19 protein-coding genes are annotated in these 21750 nt (G+C 66.5%); 6 read left to right on the top strand and 13 right to left on the bottom strand.

Annotated features, from left to right (window positions below; genetic code table 11):
* Positions 1 to 113 precede the first annotated feature (113 nt).
* Genes E2484_RS21400 through E2484_RS21365 form a run of 8 tightly spaced genes read right to left on the bottom strand, consistent with a single transcriptional unit; the run spans position 114 to position 8556 of the window.
* Positions 114 to 1202 (bottom strand): lipid II:glycine glycyltransferase FemX, encoded by a 1089-nt coding sequence (locus tag E2484_RS21400; RefSeq protein WP_137287229.1) that lies wholly within the window; start codon positions 1200 to 1202, stop codon positions 114 to 116.
* Positions 1199 to 2269, bottom strand: a complete 1071-nt coding sequence (locus E2484_RS21395; protein ID WP_321112903.1) for a polysaccharide deacetylase family protein — start codon at positions 2267 to 2269, stop codon at positions 1199 to 1201. The genes E2484_RS21400 and E2484_RS21395 overlap by 4 nt, the downstream gene beginning before the upstream one ends.
* The gene (gene wecB / locus E2484_RS21390) at positions 2262 to 3323 is read right to left on the bottom strand and encodes a non-hydrolyzing UDP-N-acetylglucosamine 2-epimerase (RefSeq protein WP_137287228.1); all 1062 of its coding nucleotides are present in this window, start codon (positions 3321 to 3323) and stop codon (positions 2262 to 2264) included. Before wecB ends, E2484_RS21395 begins: the two co-directional genes overlap by 8 nt.
* Positions 3320 to 4561, bottom strand: a complete 1242-nt coding sequence (locus E2484_RS21385; RefSeq protein ID WP_137287227.1) for a glycosyltransferase family 2 protein — start codon at positions 4559 to 4561, stop codon at positions 3320 to 3322. Before E2484_RS21385 ends, wecB begins: the two co-directional genes overlap by 4 nt.
* 3 nt (positions 4562 to 4564) lie before the next feature.
* The gene (locus E2484_RS21380) at positions 4565 to 5914 is read right to left on the bottom strand and encodes a nucleotide sugar dehydrogenase (protein WP_137287226.1); all 1350 of its coding nucleotides are present in this window, start codon (positions 5912 to 5914) and stop codon (positions 4565 to 4567) included.
* Positions 5911 to 6900 carry a Gfo/Idh/MocA family oxidoreductase gene (locus tag E2484_RS21375; RefSeq protein WP_137287225.1) on the bottom strand — a complete coding sequence of 330 codons (990 nt, stop codon included), beginning with the start codon at positions 6898 to 6900 and terminating at the stop codon, positions 5911 to 5913. The genes E2484_RS21380 and E2484_RS21375 overlap by 4 nt, the downstream gene beginning before the upstream one ends.
* Entirely contained in the window at positions 6890 to 7978 is a 1089-nt protein-coding gene (locus E2484_RS21370) for a DegT/DnrJ/EryC1/StrS family aminotransferase (protein ID WP_137287224.1), read from the bottom strand. Before E2484_RS21370 ends, E2484_RS21375 begins: the two co-directional genes overlap by 11 nt.
* Positions 7975 to 8556 (bottom strand): acyltransferase, encoded by a 582-nt coding sequence (locus E2484_RS21365; protein ID WP_137287402.1) that lies wholly within the window; start codon positions 8554 to 8556, stop codon positions 7975 to 7977. Before E2484_RS21365 ends, E2484_RS21370 begins: the two co-directional genes overlap by 4 nt.
* 491 nt (positions 8557 to 9047) lie before the next feature.
* On the opposite strand from E2484_RS21365, the gene E2484_RS21360 reads away from it, so the two are divergent.
* Both E2484_RS21360 and glmM read left to right on the top strand, forming a co-directional pair.
* On the top strand, positions 9048 to 9608 hold the full coding sequence (locus E2484_RS21360) for a DUF7344 domain-containing protein (protein WP_137287223.1): 561 nt from the start codon (positions 9048 to 9050) through the stop codon (positions 9606 to 9608).
* On the top strand, positions 9609 to 10967 hold the full coding sequence (gene glmM / locus E2484_RS21355) for a phosphoglucosamine mutase (protein ID WP_137287222.1): 1359 nt from the start codon (positions 9609 to 9611) through the stop codon (positions 10965 to 10967).
* Here glmM and E2484_RS21350 read toward each other — a convergent pair.
* The 3 genes from E2484_RS21350 to E2484_RS21340 form a co-directional block, all read right to left on the bottom strand.
* Positions 10964 to 11191: a hypothetical protein gene (locus E2484_RS21350; RefSeq protein ID WP_137287221.1), complete on the bottom strand. Its 228-nt coding sequence runs from the start codon at positions 11189 to 11191 to the stop codon at positions 10964 to 10966. The two genes, glmM and E2484_RS21350, sit on opposite strands and share 4 nt — an antisense overlap.
* Entirely contained in the window at positions 11181 to 12125 is a 945-nt protein-coding gene (locus E2484_RS21345; protein ID WP_137287220.1) for a hypothetical protein, read from the bottom strand. The genes E2484_RS21350 and E2484_RS21345 overlap by 11 nt, the downstream gene beginning before the upstream one ends.
* Positions 12126 to 12747: 622 nt before the next feature.
* The gene (locus E2484_RS21340) at positions 12748 to 14325 is read right to left on the bottom strand and encodes a right-handed parallel beta-helix repeat-containing protein (RefSeq protein ID WP_137287219.1); all 1578 of its coding nucleotides are present in this window, start codon (positions 14323 to 14325) and stop codon (positions 12748 to 12750) included.
* Between the two features lie 229 nt (positions 14326 to 14554).
* On the opposite strand from E2484_RS21340, the gene E2484_RS21335 reads away from it, so the two are divergent.
* The 4 genes from E2484_RS21335 to E2484_RS21320 all read left to right on the top strand — a co-directional run bounded on the left by E2484_RS21335 (position 14555) and on the right by E2484_RS21320 (position 19484).
* Complete coding sequence (locus E2484_RS21335) at positions 14555 to 16189, top strand: alkaline phosphatase family protein (protein ID WP_170977454.1); 1635 nt, start codon at positions 14555 to 14557, stop codon at positions 16187 to 16189.
* A gap of 1 nt (position 16190) precedes the next feature.
* Positions 16191 to 17210, top strand: a complete 1020-nt coding sequence (locus E2484_RS21330; RefSeq protein WP_137287218.1) for a lipid II:glycine glycyltransferase FemX — start codon at positions 16191 to 16193, stop codon at positions 17208 to 17210.
* A 155-nt stretch (positions 17211 to 17365) separates the two neighbouring features.
* On the top strand, positions 17366 to 17584 hold the full coding sequence (locus E2484_RS21325) for a hypothetical protein (RefSeq protein ID WP_137287217.1): 219 nt from the start codon (positions 17366 to 17368) through the stop codon (positions 17582 to 17584).
* A gap of 241 nt (positions 17585 to 17825) precedes the next feature.
* Complete coding sequence (locus E2484_RS21320; RefSeq protein WP_137287216.1) at positions 17826 to 19484, top strand: alkaline phosphatase family protein; 1659 nt, start codon at positions 17826 to 17828, stop codon at positions 19482 to 19484.
* A gap of 311 nt (positions 19485 to 19795) precedes the next feature.
* Here E2484_RS21320 and E2484_RS21315 read toward each other — a convergent pair whose 3' ends face one another.
* Positions 19796 to 20179, bottom strand: coding sequence for a methylglyoxal synthase (locus tag E2484_RS21315; protein WP_137287215.1), 384 nt, complete (start codon positions 20177 to 20179; stop codon positions 19796 to 19798).
* 93 nt (positions 20180 to 20272) lie between these two features.
* A complete protein-coding gene (locus E2484_RS21310) occupies positions 20273 to 21748 on the bottom strand; it encodes a hypothetical protein (RefSeq protein WP_137287214.1) in 1476 nt (491 codons plus the stop codon).
* Positions 21749 to 21750: the final 2 nt, after the last annotated feature.

Here is a 21750-nt window from a genome sequence, read left to right as displayed (position 1 = left end):
AATTCGCTCGTTGAACCGGTGAAACGGAGATGCAACGCGAAACGGTTCGATGGCCGATTCGTTAAGGAGTTGGAAAAGTTCGCTTCGTCCGGCCGTTCACTCGCCGGAGGCTCTCACTGCACTAACTTGTACGCCCGCTTGGCGACGTTCATCGCCGCGCCCTGCGACTCCACGACGTAGTAGGGCGCGAGGTCCGCGCCGAACTTGGCCTTGTACCGGCAGAGTCGCTCGGTGTTCGCTCCCATCAGGTCGTACTGCGCGACCGACTCGACCGGCGGGTCCTCGATGAGGTCTTCGATGAGTCGCCAGTGGATGAGGCTGTTGACCGCGGTGCCCTCGTAGATCGCCTTCGCGCCGCCCTGCCAGAAGTATGCGTGGTCGTTCGAGTAGAGGGCGGTGATGCCCGAGAGGTACTCGCCATCGGAGTCGCGGGCGACGTAGGCCCGCGCTCGGTCCTCGTCGGCCAGCGCCTCGAAGAGGTCCCGGACGTACGCCCACGACAGCGCGAAGGGTTCGTCCTGCTCGGCGTACCGCGCTCTCGTCGCTCGGTAGACGTCGCGGGCCCCCTCCAGCCCCTCGGTCTCGACGGTCACGTCGAGGTCCTCGGCGTCCCGGACGTCCCGACGGAGGCTCTTCGAGAAGGACTTTCGCACGTCCTCGGAGCTCCGGCCCTCCACGTCGAGGAAGTAGGTGAAGTTCGGTTCGACCCGTAGGTTCCCCCACGCGTAGGGCCGGGGGTCGCCGTAGGCCGCGTTGCACTCCATCCGGAAGAGGGTCAGCCGCGAGTCCACGTCGAGGGTGTCCAACACCTTCTCGGCCGTCGGCGACTCGACTCCGGCCTCGGCGAGTCGCTGGTCGAGTTCGAGGTCGGTGCCGACCTGCTGGAGGACCGACTCGGTGAACTCGTTGTTGACTTTCTCCTGTTTGCGGCGTTTCGGACTCGTCGGCATCAGAATCGGCCCGAGGCGCGGAATTCCCATGCTCGGCGGCGGCGAGGTAATCGCGGTCCCGACCGACTTCTGCTGGACGAACACCGGCAGGAGCGCGATGGGTTGCTGGCCCTTGAACCCGCCGAACAGTTTCATCTCGGCGTCGGTGTGTCGGGCGACCACCTCCAGCGCCTCCGGGCGGTGAAACACTTCGAATCCATCGCTCGGCAACGCAGACTCCCACTCCGACAGTTCGAGTTGCTCGACTCTCATCCTGTTGACTCGGTGTTCGCGCCGGTTTTCACTTTGTTATCCTCCGCCTGCGGCGACCGTAGGCGACTCCTGTACCCGCCCTCGGCGACGACGCCGGTCGCCGGACCCTCCGCGTCGTCGGTCTCGGTCCCTTCGGTCTCGGTCGCTCCCGAATCGCTTCCGGGGTGGTCAAGCAGGTCGTAGTAGTCGCCGGGCGCACCGACCCACGCGCCCATCTCGAGCGCGCGCTCGACGAGTCGCCGGTAGAGCCTCCGGTAGCCCGGAAAGTCGGCTTCGGTGAACAGCCGAGGGTGCCACAGCGCCGACATCACCGCGTCGTTGTCGGCGGCCTCGTCCAGCAGGCGCTCGCACTCGGCCCACGCCGCCTCGAACTCCTCGCCGGGGTCCGGGAGCGCACACTCCATGACGGTCAGCGGAAACACCACGAACTCGTCGTCGAAGGGCCGGAGCGGCAGGTAGCCGTGGTCGAAGCCGAACTCCTCGCTCGACCCGGGGCTGGCGTCGTATCGCAGGCCGATTTCGCGGTGGTGGTCCCACGTTCGCGGCCCCCGGTTGAGGTGGTGCTGGCGACCGCCCTTCACGTCGTCGCCGAGGGCGCTCTCCAGCATCGTCTTCTCCATCCGGAGGCGGTCCCGGTCGTCGTAGGCGTCGTAGGACCCGTGGAGACCGACCTCCCACCCGCCGTCGTGGAGGCGGTCGAGCAGGTCCACCATCTCGGGCGTTTCGAGGACGTAGCGACCCAGATGCTCTATCCAGTAGAAGGGGTCGAACCAGTCGGTCGGCGGGCGTTCGAGCAGGTGTTGCTCGCGCAGGAAGTAGAACGCCGACCGGACGCCCAGCGACGCTTCGAGGTCCATGATCTCCTCGAACTGCCACCACGGGTTCCGGCCGGGCAGTAGCGCCCTCAGTTGACGAGGGTCGCGGCGTTCGAGGGCGTGGTACACCGACTGGACCGTCTTGTACGGCCGGTCCACGTCGTGGGTCAGCAAGAGCGCGAACTCGGCGTCGGCGACCGCCGACGGCGCTCCGGCGACCCGGAGGTCGGGGTCGGTGGGACTGTCAGGCATCGTCCAGCAGGCGGGTGATCTTCGCCGCGGCGTCCCCGTCGCCGTAGGGGCGGGGCTTGTCGGCGGGCGGGTCGGCAGTCGCCAGCGCTCGGCGGATGGCCTCTTCGTCGGCCCCGACCAGGGTGTTCCACCCGGCTTCGACCGTCTCGCGCCACTCGGTCTCCCCGCGCATCGTCACGCACGGGGTGTCGAGGAAGAACGCCTCCTTCTGGACGCCGCCGGAGTCGGTCGCCACCACGTCGGCGCAGTCCTGCAAGCGCACGAAGTCGAGGTAGCCCGCGGGGTCGGTCAGGGTCAGCCTCTCCCGGGCGCCCTCGTACATTCCGTATTCCTGCATACGGTTTATCGTTCGGGGGTGGGCGGGCAGGACGACCTCGCGGGAGTCCCCGGCCAGCGCGTCGAGGATGGCCGCGAGTCGGTCGGGGTCGTCGGTGTTGCCCGCGCGGTGGACCGTCGCCAGCACGTACTCGTCCTCCTCGACGCCGAACTCGTCCAGCACCGTCGAGTGTTCTTCGGCCCGGTCGCGCGCCCACAGCACCGCGTCGTACATCACGTCGCCGGTGTCGTGGACAGCACCGGGGACCGACTCCTCGCGGAGGTTCTCGACCGCGCGCCGGGAGGGCGCGAACAGGAAGTCGGCGGCGTGGTCGGTCAACACCCGATTGACCTCTTCTGGCATCTCGCGGTTGTAACTCCGGAGTCCCGCCTCGACGTGGGCGAGGTCGGTGTCCATCTTCGACGCCGCGACGGCCGCCGCGAGCGTGGAGTTGGTGTCGCCGTAGACCAGCACCGCGTCGGGGCCCTCGGTCTCGATCAACTCTTCGAGTCCGGCTATCATCTCGGCGGTCTGCGCGCCGTGGCTGTCCGACCCGACGCCGAGGTTGTCGTCGGGTTCCGGAATCCCCAACTCGTCGAAGAACACGTCCGACATCTCCTCGTCGTAGTGCTGGCCGGTGTGGACCAACACCTCCTCGTGGTGTCGGCGGAGTTCGCGGGACACCGCGGCCGCCTTGACGAACTGCGGGCGCGCGCCGACGACGGTCAGGACCTTCATCGGTCGCTCACCTCGCCGGTTTCCGCCGCACCGTCGGGCCGCCGGGCATCGTCGCCGGGTTCGGTCGTATCGTCGCCGGAACGGAGTTCGTCCTCGTCGGCGTCCACGGTGACGTGGAGGTCCTCGTTCTGGGACGCGTCGAACGACATCGCCAGCCCCGTCGTCGCGAGTCCGGCCAGCATCGTCATCGGACCGCACCCCCTCGTCGATTCGCTTCGAGAATCTTCTTTCTGTCTTCGAGCATTGTATCTATTTCCTTTAGCATTAATTCTACGTTCCTTTTCGCTACTGCCTGCGGCGCGGGCGTCGCGCACCGTGGCGTAGGCTCCGACCAGCGTCCCGACGACACCGAGTCCGTAGCAGAGGACGAACGGGTGGAACTCCCGTCGGACGTGCTTCTCGGCGAGTCGCCACCCGAACCCCTTGGCCAACAGCGCCGACAACTGCGGGACGAACGTCGAGTATCGGATTCCGCTGTCCTCCTCGCCGTACTGGGCGGGCATCGGGACGTCGGCGACTCGCGCGTCGGCGACGTTTAGGTGGACCAGCATCGCGTTGGCGAACCCGTAGTCGTCGAACACCGCGTCGAGGTCGAGTCCGTCTAGCGCGTCGCGGGAGATAGCGGTGTAGCCGTTCTGGGGGTCCATCATCGTCCAGTAGCCGCTCGCTACCTTCGTGAGGAGAGTCAACACCGCATTGCCGAACAGTCGGAACCGCGACATCCCGTCGGCGTCGCCGTCCGCGAGCAGTCGGTTGCCTTTGGCGTAGTCGGCCCGGCCCGAGACCACGGGGTCGAGAATCTGCGACAACTGGTCGGGGTCCATCTGACCGTCCCCGGCCATCACCGCCACGGCGTCCATCCCGTCGTCGTAGGCCCGTCGGTAGCCAGTCTTGATGGCCGCGCCGACGCCGCGATTGGTCTCGTGGCGAATCGGCACGACTCGCAGACCGGCCGACTCGTCGGTAGTTTCGACGTCCGCGTCGGACCGTTCCGCGTCGGACCGCCCCGCGTCGGGCCCGTGACGACGGAGCTCGCCCGCGCCGTCCGGCAGTCTGTTTCCGCGACCGTTCACCTGCCGGGCCGCGGACCGAATCTCGGCCCACGTCCCGTCCGTCGAAGCGTCGTCCACGGGGTAGACGCGGTCGACGAACGACGGAATCGTGTCGATTACCTCGCCGACGAACTCCGCCTCGTCGTAGGCGGGGACCACGACGGCGATTGCCTTCCCTTCGTACATGAGTTATCCGCTCCCGATCGTGTACACGCGGTGGTCGGTCTCGTCGAGTTCGAGGCTCTGGCGGCCGTCCACGACCACTAGCGGGTCGAACCGATCCCACGAGAGGTTCTCGAACTCCTCGTGGGGCGTCACCAGTACGACCGCGTCCAGTTCGCGGTCGTAAATCTCATTTTGCGATATCAATTCTACCGCGAACCCGTCGGCGTCGTCCAGCATCGGGTCGACCGCCAGCACCTCCGCGCCGAGGTCCGAGAGGTCCTCGGCGATGGGACCGGCGGGCGTGGCGCGAGTCTCTTCGACGCCCGGCCGGTAGGTCAGGCCGAGGACCGCAATCGTGGCGTCTTCGGGAGACTTGCCCTCGGCGTCGAGTTCGCGGGTCAGCGTCTCGACCGTGAACCGGGGCATCGAGTCGTTGACCTCGCGGGCGGTCTCCAGCAGTCGGGCCTCGGTGTCGAACCCGTTGATGACGAAGTAGGGGTAGTAGGGGATGCAGTGGCCGCCGACGCCGGGACCTGGCGCGTGAATCTCGCAGAACGGTTGGGTGTTGGCCGTCTCGATGGCCTCGTTCACGTCGATGCCCAACTCGTCGGTGAGCGTGGCGAGTTCGTTCGCCAGCGCGATGTTCACGTCCCGGTAGAGGCCCTCGAACACCTTCACGGCCTCCGCGGTGGTGGCGTCGGAGACCGCCAGCACGTCGTTGTCGGTGATTTCGCCGTAGACTAACTCGGCGACCCGCGTACTCTCGTCGTCCACGCCGCCGACGACTTTGGGGTACGCGCCTCTGATGTCTTCGAGCGCGCGTCCGCTGGCGGTCCGCTCGGGGCAGAACGCCAGTCCGAACTCGTCGTGGCCCGCGGCCTCGGCCAGCATGGGTTCCAGCAGGTCTTCGCAGGTCCGCGGCGGGACCGTACACTCGACCACCACGAGGTCGCCGGGGTCGAGTCCGGTCCCCACGTCCTCGGCGACCGACCGGAGGATGGAGAGGTCGGCCTCGTGGTCGTCGGTGATGGGCGTCGGTACGATGACGACGTGAACCGCGGCCCGGTCGGCGGCCTCGGCCGGGTCGTCGGTCGCCTCGAACGCACCGGCCTCGACCGTCTCGGCCACCAACTCCGGCAGACCGGGTTCGCGCTTGACGTGGCACTCGCCGTCGTTGATGGTCTCGACGACCTCGCTGTCCACGTCGGCGCCGACGACGTTGCCCGACACGTCGGCGTAGACCGCGGCGAGCGGAAGCCCCATCTTGCCGAGACCGTACACCGCGACCGGGACCTGTCCCGACCGGAACGCCTCGCGCTGGTCGGACTCCTGGGCGTCGCTGTCGTACAGGTGTGCGACCTCCTGTAGACTCACCGGGCGCTCACCTCGGCTTCCGGTCGCTCGTCGGCCGCGATGTCGTCGATGCGGCGCGCGACTTCGAGGACGCGCAGTCCGTCTTCGCCCGAGACCACCGGGTCCGTCCCCGAGGTGGCCGCCGCGACGAACGACTCCAACTCGTTTTTGAGGGGTTCGCCCGTCTCGACGGTGGGTCGCTCCACGATGCTCTCGTGGCGGTAGCGCACGTCGCCGTTGTCCTCGATGTACTCGGGCAGCGAGTGGCGGTGAATCTCGACCGACCGGTCGATGTAATCGACGTTGACGCGGCAGTCCTCGGCGGTGATCGAGAGCTTTCGGATTCGCTGCTGGGTCACCCGACTCGCCGTGAGCGTGGCGACGGCGTCGTCGAACTGGAGGCTGGCCGTGGCGTACTGGTTGTTCTTGACGCCGTGGGCGTTCACCTCGTCCGGTTTCTCGCCGAGCATCGCCAGCACCACGTCGATGTCGTGAATCATCAGGTCCAGCACCGCGCTCTCGTCCACCTGCCGGTCTCCCGGCGGCGGTCCGAGTCGCTGGGCGTCGATGGCGATCACGTCGAGGTCGGCCACGATGTCCGCGAGCGTCCGAATCGCGGGGTTGAACCGCTCGACGTGGCCGACCTGAATCGTCACCCCGGCCTCGTCGGCCCGGTCGAGCAGTTCTTGGCCGACCTCGGGGTCGTCCACGAAGGGCTTCTCGACCAGCACGTCCACGCCGTGGTCGATACACTGGGACGTTATCTCGGCGTGGAACTGGTTGGGGACCGCGATGGAGGCCACGTCGGCGGCGTGGAGGAGTGCTTCGAGGTTCATCGCGCGGGTGCCGTGGTCCTCGGCGACTTCGCGGGCCTGCTCGTCGTTCACGTCGAAGACGCCGACGAGATTCACGTTCGGCAGTTCGCTGTACACTCGCGCGTGATGACGGCCCATGTTGCCGACGCCGACGACTGCGGCGTTCGTCGCGTCTGGTAAGTCAGCGTTCATACTCTTGGATAGCGGAGGCAATCGTTCGGAGGTCCTGTTCGGAGACGTTCGGGTGAACCGGCAGGGACAGCGCCTGTTCGGCGGTTCTCTCGGCGACCGGAGCGGCGTGAGACACGCCCTCGTAGGCGGGTTGCTCGTGGATGGGCGTCGGGTAGTAGACGCCCGTACCGACGCCCGCCTCGTCCAGATACGCCGCGAGACCGTCCCTGTCGTCGGTCCGAATCGTGTACTGGTGGTAGACGTGTTCGCGGTCGTCGGGGACGGTGGGCGGAACCACGTCGGTGTCGGTGAGCGAGTCGGTGAGATACGCCGCGTTCGACCGCCGGGCCTCGTTGTAGTCGGGCAGGCGGTCGAGTTGGACCCGGCCGATTGCGGCCGCCATCGAGGTCATCCGGAAGTTGTGACCCACTCGGACGTGTTCGTAGCCGCCCTCGGGCGGTCGTCCGTGGTTGACGAAGCTCGCGGCGCGCTCGGCCACGTCGTCGCGGTCGGTGGTTATCATCCCGCCCTCGCCCGTGGTCATGTTCTTGGTCGGATACATCGAGAAGCAGGCCGCGTCGCCGAGCGAGCCGACTCGCTGGCCCCGGTACTCCGCGCCGTGGGCCTGGGCGGCGTCCTCGACTACAGCGAGGTCGTGGTCGTCGGCCACGTCGAGCAGGTGGTCCATCTCGGCGGGAAGCCCGTAGAGGTGGACCGGCACGACGGCGGCCACGTCGTCCTCGCGTCGGACCGCCTCCTCGACCGCGGTCGGGTCGAGGTTGAAGGTATCGGGGTCGATGTCGGCGAACACCGGCTCTGCGCCCGCGAGTCGAATCGCGTTGGCGCTGGCCACGAACGAGAACGGGGTCGTCACCACCTTGTCGCCCGACCCGACCCCGAGCGCCTCGAAAGCGGCGTGGAGGGCGGTCGTTCCGTTGCTCGTGGCGACGCCGTGGTCGGCCTCGCAGAACGCGGCGAACTCGTCTTCGAACGTCCGGACCTCGGGACCGTCGGCGATGTGGCCCGACTCCATGACCGACCGGACGCGCTCGATTTCGCGCTCGCCCATCTCGGGGTCGGCGATGGAAACGTCGCTCATGCGATGTCGTTCCCTCCGTCGAGAACGTCGGGAAGCGACCGATACTCGGCGGGCGCGCCCATCGCCAGCGTCTCGGGCGGCACGTCCTCGGTCACGACCGCACCGGCCGCGACGAACGAGCCTTCGCCGACCGTCACGCCGGGGAGGAGGGTGGCGTTCGCGCCGACCGAGACGTGGTCTTCGAGGGTCGGCCCTTCGAGGTCCACGTCCTGCCGAATCGGGTAGGGGTCGTTGGTCAGGACCGCGCAGGGTCCGACGAACACCTCGCTTCCGATGGTGGTGTCGGTCGGGACGTAGACGCCCGTCTGGAGGCTGACGTGCGACCCGATAGTCGTCGTCCCGTCGATCACCGTGTTGGTGCCGACCACCACGTCGTCGCCGATTCGGGTGTCCTCGCGGACGAGGACGCCGTGGCCCGTGGTGAAGTCGTCGCCGATTTCGACGTCGGCGTAGACGATGCTCCCCGACCGAACCGTGGCGCGGTCGCCCAGAATCGGCGGCGAGGCGTCGTCGCGGTGGAGGTGACCGACCGTGGCACCGGGGGAGACGTCACAGTCGTCGCCGAGTCGGGGGTCGATTCGGTCGTCGCTGTCCGACCGGGTGTCGGCTCTAGCCACGCAGGTTCACCCCCACGCGGGAACGGGGGACCGCTCGAGCGATTGCAGTCGATAACGGAATCATAGTAGGTCAGTCGATTTGCCCGACCATATCGCCGGACGGCGGGCCGGGCGTTATCGACTCAATGCCTTGCGCACCTCTTTGTTATACGCCGCTTGGCTCGGGGGTATAGGTGGCCTATCGGGCCTCTGTCGGGCGAATACGCTCCTTCGGGTCGAGGCCCCAGTCAGGAACGGCGGAACTCGCGTCTCCCACGAGCGACTCGGGTAATGGACGGGTACCGTGAGAAGAAACGGTCGTACCGCTACGTTACCCCCGAACAGCAACTGGGTAACAAAGTGCCAATACGTCAATTTCGAGGGTATGCGGCGGTCTCACCTGCGGACATCCTCCAACTCCGGTGGCTCTGAGCGTGTATCGCCTCCGACGACCTGCCGAATACCGGGGGAGCATGTCCCGCGCTGACGAGCTCTCTCAGGACGAGGTCTTCGAGGTCCTGAAGAGTCCACGACGTCGATACGCGCTGTACTTCCTCCGTCGGGAGGGTGGCGAGACCGAGCTCTCGGACCTGACCGAACAGGTGGCGGCGTGGGAGAACGAGACCACGCCCGCCGCCCTCTCGACCGAACAGCGCAAGCGAGTGTACATCTCGCTGTACCAGACCCACCTCCCGAAACTCGACGAGGCGGACATCGTGGAGTACGACCGCGACGAAGGAATCGTCAGATTGGGCGACCGGGCGTCGGACCTCGACATCTATCTGGGCGACGTCTCCCGCGAGGAGTTCCCGTGGGACCGGTACTACCTCGGACTGGTGGGGGCCAGTTCGCTGCTCGTCGCGGCGGTGTGGCTGAACGTCTACCCCTTCACTCTGATTCCGGGACTGGTACTGGCGACCATCATTCTCGCGATATTCGGCGTTTCGGCGGTCGTTCACTACGTGGCGTACAGGCGCGGCGGCAACACGGGAACGCCGCCCGAACTCCATCGCGCGAACGGACAGGAGAATTAGATGTTCGGGACCAGCGGTATCCGTGGACGAATCGGCGACGAAGTGACCTGTGACCTCGCCCTGGCGGTCGGGCGTGCGCTCGCCAGCGAGGGCTACGACCGAGTCGTCGTGGGGAGAGACGCCCGCGAGAGCGGGACGATGCTCGCGGACGCCGCGACTGCGGGTCTCCGGGAGTGTGGCGCGGACGTGATTCGACTCGGCGAGGTCGCTACCCCGACCGTCGCCCGGAGCGTGGGTTGGCGAGACGCCGACGCTGGCCTGATGGTGACGGCCAGCCACAACCCGGCCCCGGACAACGGGTTGAAGCTCTGGAACCCCTCGGGGCAGGCGTTCGGCGAGCGCCAGCGCGAGGCCATCGCCTCGCGCATACGCGAAGACGACTTCGAACTCCGGGCGTGGGACGAACTCGGCGAGGTCGGCGAGTGGGACGACGCGACCGAGCGCCACGTGACCGCACTCACGCGTGCGGCCGCGCCCGGAGAACTCTCCATCGTCGTGGACGTCGGCAACGGCGTCGGCGGCGCCACCGCCGAGGCGCTCCGGCGACTCGGCCACGACGTCCAGACCCTGAACGACCGGCCCGACGGGTCGTTCCCCGCGCGACCGAGCGAACCCACCGCCGAGAACTGTCGGGCGCTCACGAAGTTCGTGGCGGGCGAGGCCGAAACCCGCTCTGACGCTCCGGACGACGATTCGAGCGCGTTCGACGCCGACCTCGGCATCGCCCACGACGGCGACGCCGACCGGATGCGGGCGGTGACCGAGCGCGGCGAGTTCGTCTCGGGCGACCTCCTGCTCGCGCTGTTCGCCCGCGAGGCCGCGAACCCCGGCGACGAGGTGGCGGTCCCGGTCGACACGAGTCTCACGGTCGCCGACCTGCTCGAATCGCAGGGCGTCTCGGTCTCGCGCACGCGCGTCGGCGACGTGTACGTGGCCGAGCGCGCGACCGACTCAGGGGTCGCCTTCGGCGGCGAACCCAGCGGGGCGTGGATCTGGCCCGCCGAGACCCTGTGTCCCGACGGTCCGCTGGCGGCGTGTCGACTGGCCGGACTGGTCTCACGGGAGGGGTCGCTCGACGCGCTGGTGGGCGAAGTCGAGAGCTACCCGCTCCGACGCGGGAGCGTCGAGACCGAACAGAAAGAGGAGGTCGTCGAGCGCGTCCGCGAGCAGGTCCTCGCGGCGTACGACGACGTGACGACGCTGGACGGCGTGCGCGTCGGGACAGACGACGGGTGGTTCCTCGTGCGCGCCAGCGGGACCCAACCGCTGGTCAGGGTGACGGCGGAAACCAGAAGCGAAGCGCGGACCGACGAACTGTTCGCAGAAGCGCGGAGCTTGGTCGAAGACGCGAGCCGTTAAATTCGCTCTACCACGTCGCAGACCGAGCAGGCGTCGGCGACGATGAACGCCTCCTCGCGGAGCATGTCCTCTTCTTCGGGTAGAAACATCAGGTGACCTCGGTCGTCTTTCCTCGCGCGGATGACCTCCCAGTCGTCGAGTTCGTAGCCGAGGTCCGACGGCTCGGGGTCGCGTGGTGCCTCCTGCCAGCGCTCGCTGGTGTCTCGGGTGTTCTTAGAAGCCATCTCGCACCTCCGTCGCGGCGGCGGGGGAGTCGTCGGAACCGGACGACGACGCGCCTGCGGCTTCTTCGGCCGAGGTCGGGACGCCCTCGGGCGGCGAGGTGTCGGCCTCGCTTCCGATGCGGGAGTCGTTCTCCTCGATGGACCCACCGTCTCGGGTGGCGAGCGCCGACCCGTGGCTTCCGGTCCGGACGTCGCAGTCGTGGAGCGCGACCGGACCGTCCCACGCCCAGACGCCGCGGGCGTTGACCGCGCCGGGCGACGAGCAGTTGGTGTCACAGCCGTTGACCGAGTCGTCGACGTGGATGGTCGTGTTCCGAACGTGGCTCGTGCCGCCCGGCGAGCCGAGTCTGACGTTCGAGACGTTGTTGGAGTAGAAGTACGAGTCCTCGACGTGGACGAGTCCCGACTGGCCGCGGTGGCCGGGCGAGGAGCCGTAGAGACCGTTGTTCGAGGAGTGTGCCACGTTGACCTGCCGGAAGGTGAGTTCGCCCTCGTGTCCGGGGTCGTAGTGGACGTAGATACCGCCCTTCGAGCCTGCCACTGCTCCGTCGCCGAGGTAGACGTTCTCGACCAGTCCGGTCGCGTCCTCGCTCGGGACGCAGAGTTTGAGGAAGTTCTCCTCGCCGGGGTGGACGCCCTTGATGCCGACGTTCCGGATGGTGAAGTCGTCGGCGAACGCCGTAATCACGACGCTCGCACCGTCGGCCGTGACGTCGAGAAGCTTGTTCTCGAACGTCTCGCCGTCACCGACCGAGATGCGCCGCGTCTCGCCAGCGGGAACCGTGATGGTGTCGTTGGAGGCCGCCTCGGTGGAGGTCGCCATCCCGGCCCCGGCGACGGCCGCCGCGGCCGCGCCGGCCAGCCTGAGGTACGAACGCCGGTCGAGGAGGGCCGTTTCGGATTCGGAGTCGCGTGCCGTCTCGTCGCGTGCCATGCACGTTCAATGCTCGATTACCACTTCAAAAAGGTACCGACTTCTATTCAATGCGGGATTGGCAATTTAAGTTGGCGGTCGAACGGTAGAGTCGAAGGCGAGCACCCGAGAACCGCCCGTTCGCCCGAATGCACTGCACCGATATAAGTGCTACTCCGCCGACGTTTGACGGTAACCCGACGTTTCCACCGGCGTTTCGTTCCGGAACGTCCCACAACGGTGCCGGAAGTGACAGAAATTCGCTCTGCTCGGCGGGCCAACCAGTGGCCGATAGGCGGCCGCCGAACGACCACTGATGGCGAGTGACTGCCTCGTCGCGGTAATCGTGTGGTGGTAGAACGAATTAGTCACACATAACAAATTCAAAATCCCGTATAAAGGTTAGAAATATTGCCGAAAGGAATGTACGGGAATCTCTAGGGACGAATTTAGTACGGGAGACGGGCGAGAATTTCGGAGGGCGCGGCGAACCGGGGACCGGTCGTCGCAAGCGAGGGGAGTCGCGGAGGGGAAGCCGCGGAGGACGAGGGGAGTCGTTGGAGGAGTCGCGGAGACCGGAGCGAACTCGGGAGGGGCGAACGGAGGTCGCCGAAGCATCAGCAGGGGGAGCGCCGAAGTCGGATTAGGACCCGTCTTCGACGCGGATGTCGGCGGGACCGTCGAGGTCGAAACCGGTGACGTCGCCCGAGAACCGGTAGCCGTCCTTGCCGCCGAAGACCGACCCGGTGATCGTGCCGTCCGACACGCTGTCGTTCTTCTGGACCGACCCGAGGTCGGTGCTCTTGCGGACCGAACCGCTGACCTCGAAGGCGTAGTCGCAGGCCTGCCGGGGCCGGTTACCGCCGTCGATGACCAGTTTGTTCGGGAGCGTCAGGTCGTCTACGCTGACCTCGTTACCGGCGAGGTGGAGGGTCCAGACGCTCTCGTCCAGGTCCATCGCCGTGATGGCCCCGTCCACGAAGAAGGCGTCGCCGTAGCCGTTGCCCGCGACGCCGGTGACCGTCACCGTGCCGTCGCCGTTGTCGGTCACGCTGTCGCTCTCCTCGGAGACGTGGCCCGAGTCGCCCGAGGTGCGTTTCCGGACGCTTCCCTCGACGGTGAACTCGTACTTGACGCTGGAGGCGCTCTCGTCGGGAACGAGTTCGAGCAGGTCGCCCTGTCCGTCGGTCTGGTCGCCCGACTCGTTAGAGTCGCCGGATTGCTGGTCGGTGCCGTCGTCCTCGGTACCGCCGTCACCGTCGGTGTTCGACGACGAGGAGGTGTTCGACGACGAATCGATTTCGCCGGACGCCGCCTCTTCGGCCGACATCGGGACGCTGCCGGGCGGGGAGACGTCGGGACTGCCCGAGACGTTGACTTGCTCGACTTCTCCGTTGACGGGGCCTTCGACTCGGCAGTTCTCCAGCGTGCCCGACCCGTTGTCGCTGGCGAACACCGCGTGGGAACCGCTGACCGAGATGTCGCAGTTGACGGCCTTCATGCCGGACTGCTCCTTGAACCAGAGGCCGCGGGCGTTGACCTGCCCGGACTGGTTCGACGGAACCGCGTCCTGACTCTCGACGTGGATGACGCTGTCCTTGATGTAACTGCCGGGCGTGCCGAGTCGGCAGTTCTCGATGTTGTTGTTCTTGAGGAAGGCGTTCTCGACGTGCGTCTCGCCCATGCCGTGACTCTCCGAGACGCCCGCGTGGGACATGTACATCCCGTCGGCCGACCAGCCCTGAACGTGGATGTTGCGAATCGTGACCGTTCCGTGGTTGTCCCAGTCGGAGACGGCCGCGTGTCCGCATCGGTCCACCGAACCGTCCCCGAGGTAGATGTTCTCGGCCAGCGCCTCGCCCTCCTCAGTGCATCGGAGGTAGAACGTGCCGTACGTGCCGTCCATGTTGTTGTTCTTGCCCTTCACGCCGACGTTCCGGACCGTCCAGCCACTGCCGCTGGTGGTCAACTTCACGTGCGCGCCGTCGGCCGTGATGTCGATGAGCTTGTTCTCGAACGTCTCGCCCGCGCCCACCTCGATGGTCTTCTTCGTGTTCGCGGGGACTTCGATGGTGTCGTAGGACGCCGCCTTCGCGGAACTGCTCGATGCGCCTGCCGCCGCGACCGACGCGGCCGCCGCACCCGCCATTTTGAGGTACGAGCGTCGGTCGAGGAGTGATCGTTCCGAACTGCGTTCGCGTGCCGTATCGTCGCGTGCCATGCGATTTTCAATGGGAGGCTATCTATTCTTAAAGGTTCCGACTTCAGTTCAATGCTACGTTACTGGTTTAAGTGTAACGGCCACCTGTGAAACGGTCACAACGAAACGGTCGCAACAGTCGATTTCCGGAGAGTAACGCGGGCTTAACCCGGCGTTTCCCCGATAAGTCTTGTTTGCCGGGTGACAGACGGCCCATAACAAAGACCGAACGAACGCTGATAGAAAGTACATGGCTGACCACCCGCAGACGAGCATGCGGACGCTGACGATCGGGTTGGACGCCGGGTGTCGGTCCGTCCTCGACCCGCTCTTCGAGGCCGGTGCGGTCCCGAACCTAGAGTCGATAGTCGAGTCGGGTGCGGCTGAGTCCCTCGAGTCCCAGATTCCGCCGTGGACGCCGAGCGCGTGGCCCTCGCTCTACACCGGCGTCAATCCGGGCAAGCACGGCGTGTTCGGCTTCCTCACCTTCGACGGGTACGACTGGGACGTAGTGAACGCGACTCACGTCAGGGAGCGACCCCTCTGGGACCTCCTCGACCATCACGGGAAGTCGAGCGTCGTCGTCAACGCTCCGGTCACGCATCCGCCGCGCAAAATCGACGGCGCAATCGTGCCGGGTTACACCGCGCCCGAGGACCCCGACTGTCACCCGGCGGGACTGCTCGACGATATCCGGGACGAAATCGGCGAGTACCGGGTGTACGCGCCGCGGGACGCCGACGGCCGCGAGAAGGTCGAGTGGTACGAGCGACTCGTCCGGATGCGCGGCGAGGCGTTCCGGTACCTCACCGACCGGTTCGACCCCGAGTTCGGGTTCGTCCAGTTCCAGCAGACCGACACCGTCTTCCACGAGTTCCCCGGCGACAACGGCAAAGTCCGGGCCGTCTACGAGGCGGTGGACCGACAGGTAGGCACTATCCTCGAAACGTGCGACCCCGACACGGTAGTCGTCGCCAGCGACCACGGTATGGGCGAGTACACCGGCCACGAGTTCCGACCGAACGAGTTCCTGCGCGAACGGGGACTGGTCGAGACGACGACCGAGGGCGAGGGGATGCCGACGTGGTCGACCATCGCCGACAACCAGTTGCAGGACGGTAAGGAGGGGAGAGACGGGACCGACGACGACCCGACGCTCCTCGAACGCGGCGTGGCGGGCCTCGCCAGCGTCGGCGTGACGAGCCAGCGCATCCGGGCCGCCCTCGCCGCGGTCGGACTGGCCGACTTCGTGGCCGCGCGCGTCCCGACCGAAGTGGCCCGCGCTGGCTCCGAGCAGGTGGACTTCCCGGCCTCGCGGGCGTACATGCGCGACCGCATCGAACTCGGAGTCCGGGTGAACCTGCAGGGTCGAGAGCCTGGCGGCGTCGTCTCCGAGAGCGAGTACGACAGGCTCTGCGACGACCTCGTTGACCTGCTCTCGGCAGTCGAGACCCCGGACGGGAAGCCGGTGTTCGAGCGAGTCGCCCGACGCGAGGAGGTCTTCTCCGGCCCCTACGTCGAGCGAGCGCCCGACGTAATCACGGTCCCGCGCGAATACGACGAGTTCCTCTCGACCCGCGTGGGCGACGGCCGGTTCGCTCCGCCGAGCGAATCCTACAACCACAAGCGAGACGGAATCGTGGCCATCTCGGGCAGTGGAGTGAATCCGAGCGCGGACCTCTCGGGCGCGCACCTCTTCGACGTGGCTCCGACGATTCTGGCGACGATGGGGGTTCCGGCGGCCGACCGGATGGACGGGTCGGTCCTCCCTGCGGTCGGGGCAGTGGGCAGGGAATCGTACCCCGCGTTCGACGCGGGCGAGCAGGAAGCGACCGACGACGGTAACGTCGAAGCGCGACTCGCGGACCTCGGATATCTCGAATAATATGAGCGTTACAGTAGAGCAGAAAGGCATCACTATCGGACACGCGACGGAATTCGAACACCACGACTGGAACGACCTCGTGGAGCGGTCGCCGCAAGCCAGCGTCTTCCACTATCGGGAGTCTCTATCAGCGCAGGCGGACCACGCGAACGCCCGGGTCCACCCGCTCGTCGGCTACAAGGGCCAGGAACCGGTGGGGCTGTTTCCCGTCTTCGAGACGCGCAAGGGCGGGATGACGATGGCGTTCTCGCCGGCACCGGGTCTCTGGGTCACGTACCTGGGGCCGGTTCTCCTGAACCATCGAAAGCTCAAGCGCCGGAAGCGAGACCGTCGGAACAAACGATTCGTACAGGGGTGTCTCGACTGGATCGAACGAGAACTGAACCCCAAGTTCACGCAGATTCGGTCCAATCCGACGTATCGAGACGTGCGACCGTTCGAGTGGGCCGACTTCGACGTCGACGTGCGCCACACCTACTCGGTTGACCTCACGCCCGGCGAGGAGGACGTGTTGATGTCCTTTTCGAGCGACGCCCGGAACAACATCCGGACCGACGGTGACTACCGCATCTACGAGGGCGGTCCCGACGAAATCGAGGCCATCATCTCCCAAATCCGGGCCCGCCACGACGAACAAGACGAGAGTTACGGAGTCACGCCCGCATTCGTGACCGACCTCTCCGAGCGACTGCCCGACGGGTCGGTCCGGCCCTACGCCTGCGAAATCGACGGCGAAGTCGCGGGCGGGATGGTCGCGCTGGAGTTCGACGATACGGTGTATCGGTGGCAGGGCGGTGCGAAGCACGACCACGACCTGCCGGTCAACGACCTCGTCGACTGGGCCATCATGACCGACGCGATGGACCGGGGGGTCGAGAACTACGACCTCGTGGGCGCGAACGAGGAGCGACTCTGTGGCTACAAGGCCAAGTTCGGTCCCCGACTCCGGTCGTACTACACCATGGAACGTGGCAATCGCGTCACCAACGCGCTGTCGAGCGTCTACAAGAAACTCAGATAGACCGCGCTCGACCGTCGGAAGATTTATAATTTTCCAGCTATTAAATTAACTATTCCGCGATAACGACCGCTCCGTCCCGACCGACTCGTTGTTCTCGCGGCGTCTCGCCGTGGCGGTGTGGGCATCGAGAGGGAAACGAACCCGTCCCCCGAACAATGACCCCAAAGGACACCGACCCCGAGACCGACCGGACGAACCTCGTGTCGGCGAAACTACGGCTACGCGTAGAGCGGGCGAACGTCCCGACGCTCGGCGAACTCGAAGGCGTAAAGATCATGGTCGAGACGACCTCCGGTGGTCGAGTGGTCAAGATACTCGTCGTTCTGCTCGCGCTCGCCCTCGCGTACTTCGGGCCGGTCCCGGTGCCGTGGTAGCCCCGAGTTGTCGGACCGTTCAGGTCCGGCGTAATCCCCGCGACTCGGCGTCAGCCACCGCGTTCGCCCGGCCACAGCGTCCGTCGGTCGCGCGTTCGCTCGGTCGAGTTAGCCTCGGGAAGCACCTGCGACAGTAGCCCGAAACGGGCGATAGAAGTCGGCTAAGTGGCTGACAACAATACCTCCCGAGGGCGTAGCCGTCTCCGAGAGCGGTCGAGGGAAAATCGGCCGCGAGACACCGATGTCGAACAAGCACAACACCGTCGTTCTCGGATTCGACGCGCTGGATTTCAGATACCTCGACCGGTTCGAGTCGTCGCTGCCCAATTTCGAGTCGCTCCGGGCGGAGGGCGTCGAGGCACCCCTCGAATCGACGTTTCCGCCGTGGACCGGGAGCGCGTGGCCGTCGATGTACACCGGCACGGACCCGAGCCATCACGGCACCTACGGCTTCTTCCACCACACCGACGGCTACCCCGACGACGACGTGCTGGTCACGCGCGACCACGTCCGGGAACCGGCCGTCTGGAACTACCTGACCGCCATCGAAGAACCGGTAATCGTGCTGAACGTCCCGGTCACTCACCCCGCAGAGCCGGTCGAAGGCGTCCTCGTGCCGGGGTATCTCGCCCACGAGGAGGACGCGGGGTATCCCGAGGGCGTCCGCGACGAGTTGTCCGACGCCATCGGCGAACAGTACCGCATCTACTCCGAAGCCGAGACCAGCGAGGACTGCGACGACGAGCGCGGGAGTTCGCTCGACCTGATTCGGATGCGGGGGAAGGCCGCGGAGTATCTCCTGACCGAGTACGACTGGCGTGTCGCAATCGTACAGGTCCAGAAGACCGACACGGTGTTCCACAGTTTCGACGACCGAGAGACGTTTAGGCGGGCGTACGAGCGCGCGGACGACGTACTCGGACGCGTGCGTGAGGTCGCAGGCGACGCCAACCTCGTGGTGTGTTCGGACCACGGCATGGGTCGAGTGGACGGCTACACCGTCTACATCAACGAAATCCTGCGGAACGCCGGGTTCGTCGAGACCACGACCGACTCGTCTGGACCGAGTCTGATGACCGAGAAGGCGACGCTGACCGGAAAGGCGTCGGACGACGAGACCGCGGGCAGTGCGACTGCGGGCCGCTCGGTAACGGGTCAGGTCGTCTCGGCCGCGACGACCACTCTCGGTCGGGTCGGGGTCACGCCCGGCGACGCCTACGCGCTGGCGACTCGACTGGGCGTCGGCGACCTCCTGTCGAGCGTCCTGCCCTACGAGGCGGTGTCGGCCGCCAGCGAAGGCGTCGATTGGGCCAACTCGATGGCCTACTGCCGGAGCGTCGAACTCGGCGTCCGGGTGAATCTGGCGGGCCGAGAACCCGCGGGCGTCGTCACGCCCGAGGAGTACGAGCAGGTTCGGGCGGACCTAATCCGGACGCTCTCGGAACTCCGGACGCCCGACGGCGACCCCGTGTTCGAGTGGGTCCGGCGGCGAGAGGAGGTGTACGACGGCCCGTACGCCGAGTACGCCTGCGACGTACTCTTCATGCCCGCGAACATGAACCACGTCCTCAGCACGAACCTCATCGGCCAGGAGTTCGTGCCGATAGACGACCACGACCACGAGCGAGACGGAGTGTTCGTCGCCGCGGGACCGTCGTTCGAAGGCTCGGAACTCGACGCCGACCGCCTCTCGCTGACCGACGTGGCCCCGATTGCGATGGCGGCCGCGGGTCTCGACGTGCCCGCCCGGATGACCGGCGAGGTGCCCGAGGGCCTGCTCTCGGAGTCGGTCGCGCGGGCCGACTACGGCGAGGTCCCCTTCGGGAGCGACGACGCGCCGGGCGACGACGCCTCCGACGGGTCGGTCGAGGAGCGTCTGAGCGACCTCGGCTACATCTGAGAATTCTCTCGTTTCGTGCGTATCCCAAAATTCCAGTCCGGCGCGCGCTGGCGCGACCCGCGGTTTGGGTCGCGCCAACTGCGCGAGGGACGAGTGAGCGAAGCGAACGAGGAGGTTGGGGAGGTGTGAGGCTGACGCGATGCGGTGCGATGCGGTGCGGTATGATTGGCTCAAGAAGTAGCTAGCTTCTCTCGTCTTTTCGCGGTTACAATGCTTTTCACGGGCCTCGCTGTTCGCGACGCCGTCTCGACAGAATTTCAGACCGAAAAATGCCGCCGTTCAAGCTACGAAAACACCAGACGACAACACCCTCACGACGGTTCGTCACGTCTCTCTAACCCGTCGAGCAGGTACTCCGCGGAGGTGCGCGTCGTCGCCATCGGCACGTCGTGAACGTCGCAGAGTCGTAACAGCGCCGTGATGTCCGGTTCGTGGGGCTGGGCGGTCAGCGGGTCGCGCAGGAAGACGATGCCGTCGATTCGACCCTCGACGACCTCCGCGCCGATCTGGGTGTCGCCGCCGATGGGTCCCGACTCCTTGCGCTCGACCGCCAGTCCCGTCTCGTCGGCGATTCGCTCGCCGGTAGTGCCGGTGGCCACGAGGTCGAACGTCGAGAGGAGCGACTCGTACTCCCGAGCGAGAGCCACCATAATCGGCTTTTCGTCGTCGTGCGCGATGAGTGCGACGCGAGGCATACCGACCCGTCGCCGCGCAGGTGGAAAAGCCTACCCGGTTCGGAAAGAACTGCATCTATTTAGGAAATAAAAATACAACTTTAACGTAGAAAATCATTTCTCGGCCGTCCCTGCTCGACACGACCCGTCGGTCCTGACTCCCTCGGTCGTCACTGTCGCGTTCTCGGTGCGAATCGCCTCTCCGCTCACGTCGATAGTCGAGTCTTGGACCGAACAGCCCTCGGCGTTCGTGACCGAGATGCCGTCGCGCGACCCGCGAGGGGCCTCGATGCAGACGTTCTCGAAGCGGCAGTCGTTCCGGCGGGTGGCCTGGACCGCGGTACCGTCGCCCGCTGTGCCGACCATCCGGACGTTTCGCGCCGTGAACCGCGTCCGTTCCGGGAGACCCTCCATGCTCGGCATGGCCTCTCCCTCCACGCTCTCGATCGGGTCTCGGACGTTGATGGCGAAGGCGTCGGCGTCGGTCCGGATTCGGGTGTTCTCTACGACCACCTCGCCGAACTGCTGGCCGACGACGATGCCGCCCGAACTGTAGGTGCCCGTGAGGTCGGTGATGGCGATGTCGCAGTCCTCGATGTGGACGTAACCGCCTTCTTCGGCCCAGATGCCCCGCATGTTCGGCTTGTTCTGTGGCTGTTTCGGGTCGTCCACCCGCACGGTCACGCCGCGGACGAGCGCACCGGTGGTTCCGCCGCCGACCCGGACCTGTTCGATGCCGTTGTTGGCGTAGTAGCCCCCGAGAACTCGGAGCAGGCCGGAGTGGTACGCGGCGTACAGTCCCTCCTTCCAGTGTTCGACTCGGCAGTTCCGGAAGGTGAGTCGGCCGACGCTCTCGGGGAACACGTAGATAGCGTGGCCCTTCGCCGACCCGTCGGGGAGCGAGAGGTTCTGGAATCGGAGGTCGGCGTCCGGGGCCGCAGCCTCGACCTCGAAGGCCGTCCGCGGCGCGCGTCGGTGCCCCCGGACCGCCACGTTCCGGACGACGTTGGTGCCGCCCGACACCGACAGGTGGGTGATGGGCGCGACGTTCTTCGCGCGACAGTCGATGGTGAACCCCGCGAACAAGAACTCCCGGAGGTCGCCCCACATCAGCCAGTAGTTCTGTTCGCCGTCGGGTGGGACGAGCGTGGCGTCCTCGCCCACGACGCCGAGGTTCCGGTAGCCGGTCGCCTCCCAGTCCGCGAGTCGATACCGACCCTTCGGGAAGTAGAGCAGCGTGTCGTCGCCCACGCGCTCCTCGAGAATCGGATTGATTCGCTCCTCGCCCGACGTGTCCGCGCCCGCGTCCGCGACGTTCACGACCGTTTCGTAGTCGGCAGCCTCGACCAGTTTCCGCGTGGTCCGGTCCAGTTGTCCCTCGGTTTCGATCTGCGTCGTCGTTTCGGTGGTCCGGGTCGTTTCGGTGGCCCGCGTCGTCGCCGTCGCGGTCGTCCCCCGTGTCGTGGTCGTCTCTCGCGTCGCATTCTCCGTCTCGAACTCGCCGCATCCTGCCAGCGCTCCGACCGCGGCGGTCGCTCCGGCACACCGGAGATACGCGCGTCTCGTCAGCGGGTTCTCGTCACCGGTCACGC

It is taken from the genome of Halorussus salinisoli, assembly GCA_005239435.1.
GTDB lineage: Archaea > Halobacteriota > Halobacteria > Halobacteriales > Haladaptataceae > Halorussus > Halorussus salinisoli.
This window is presented reverse-complemented; position numbering and strand designations above follow the sequence as displayed.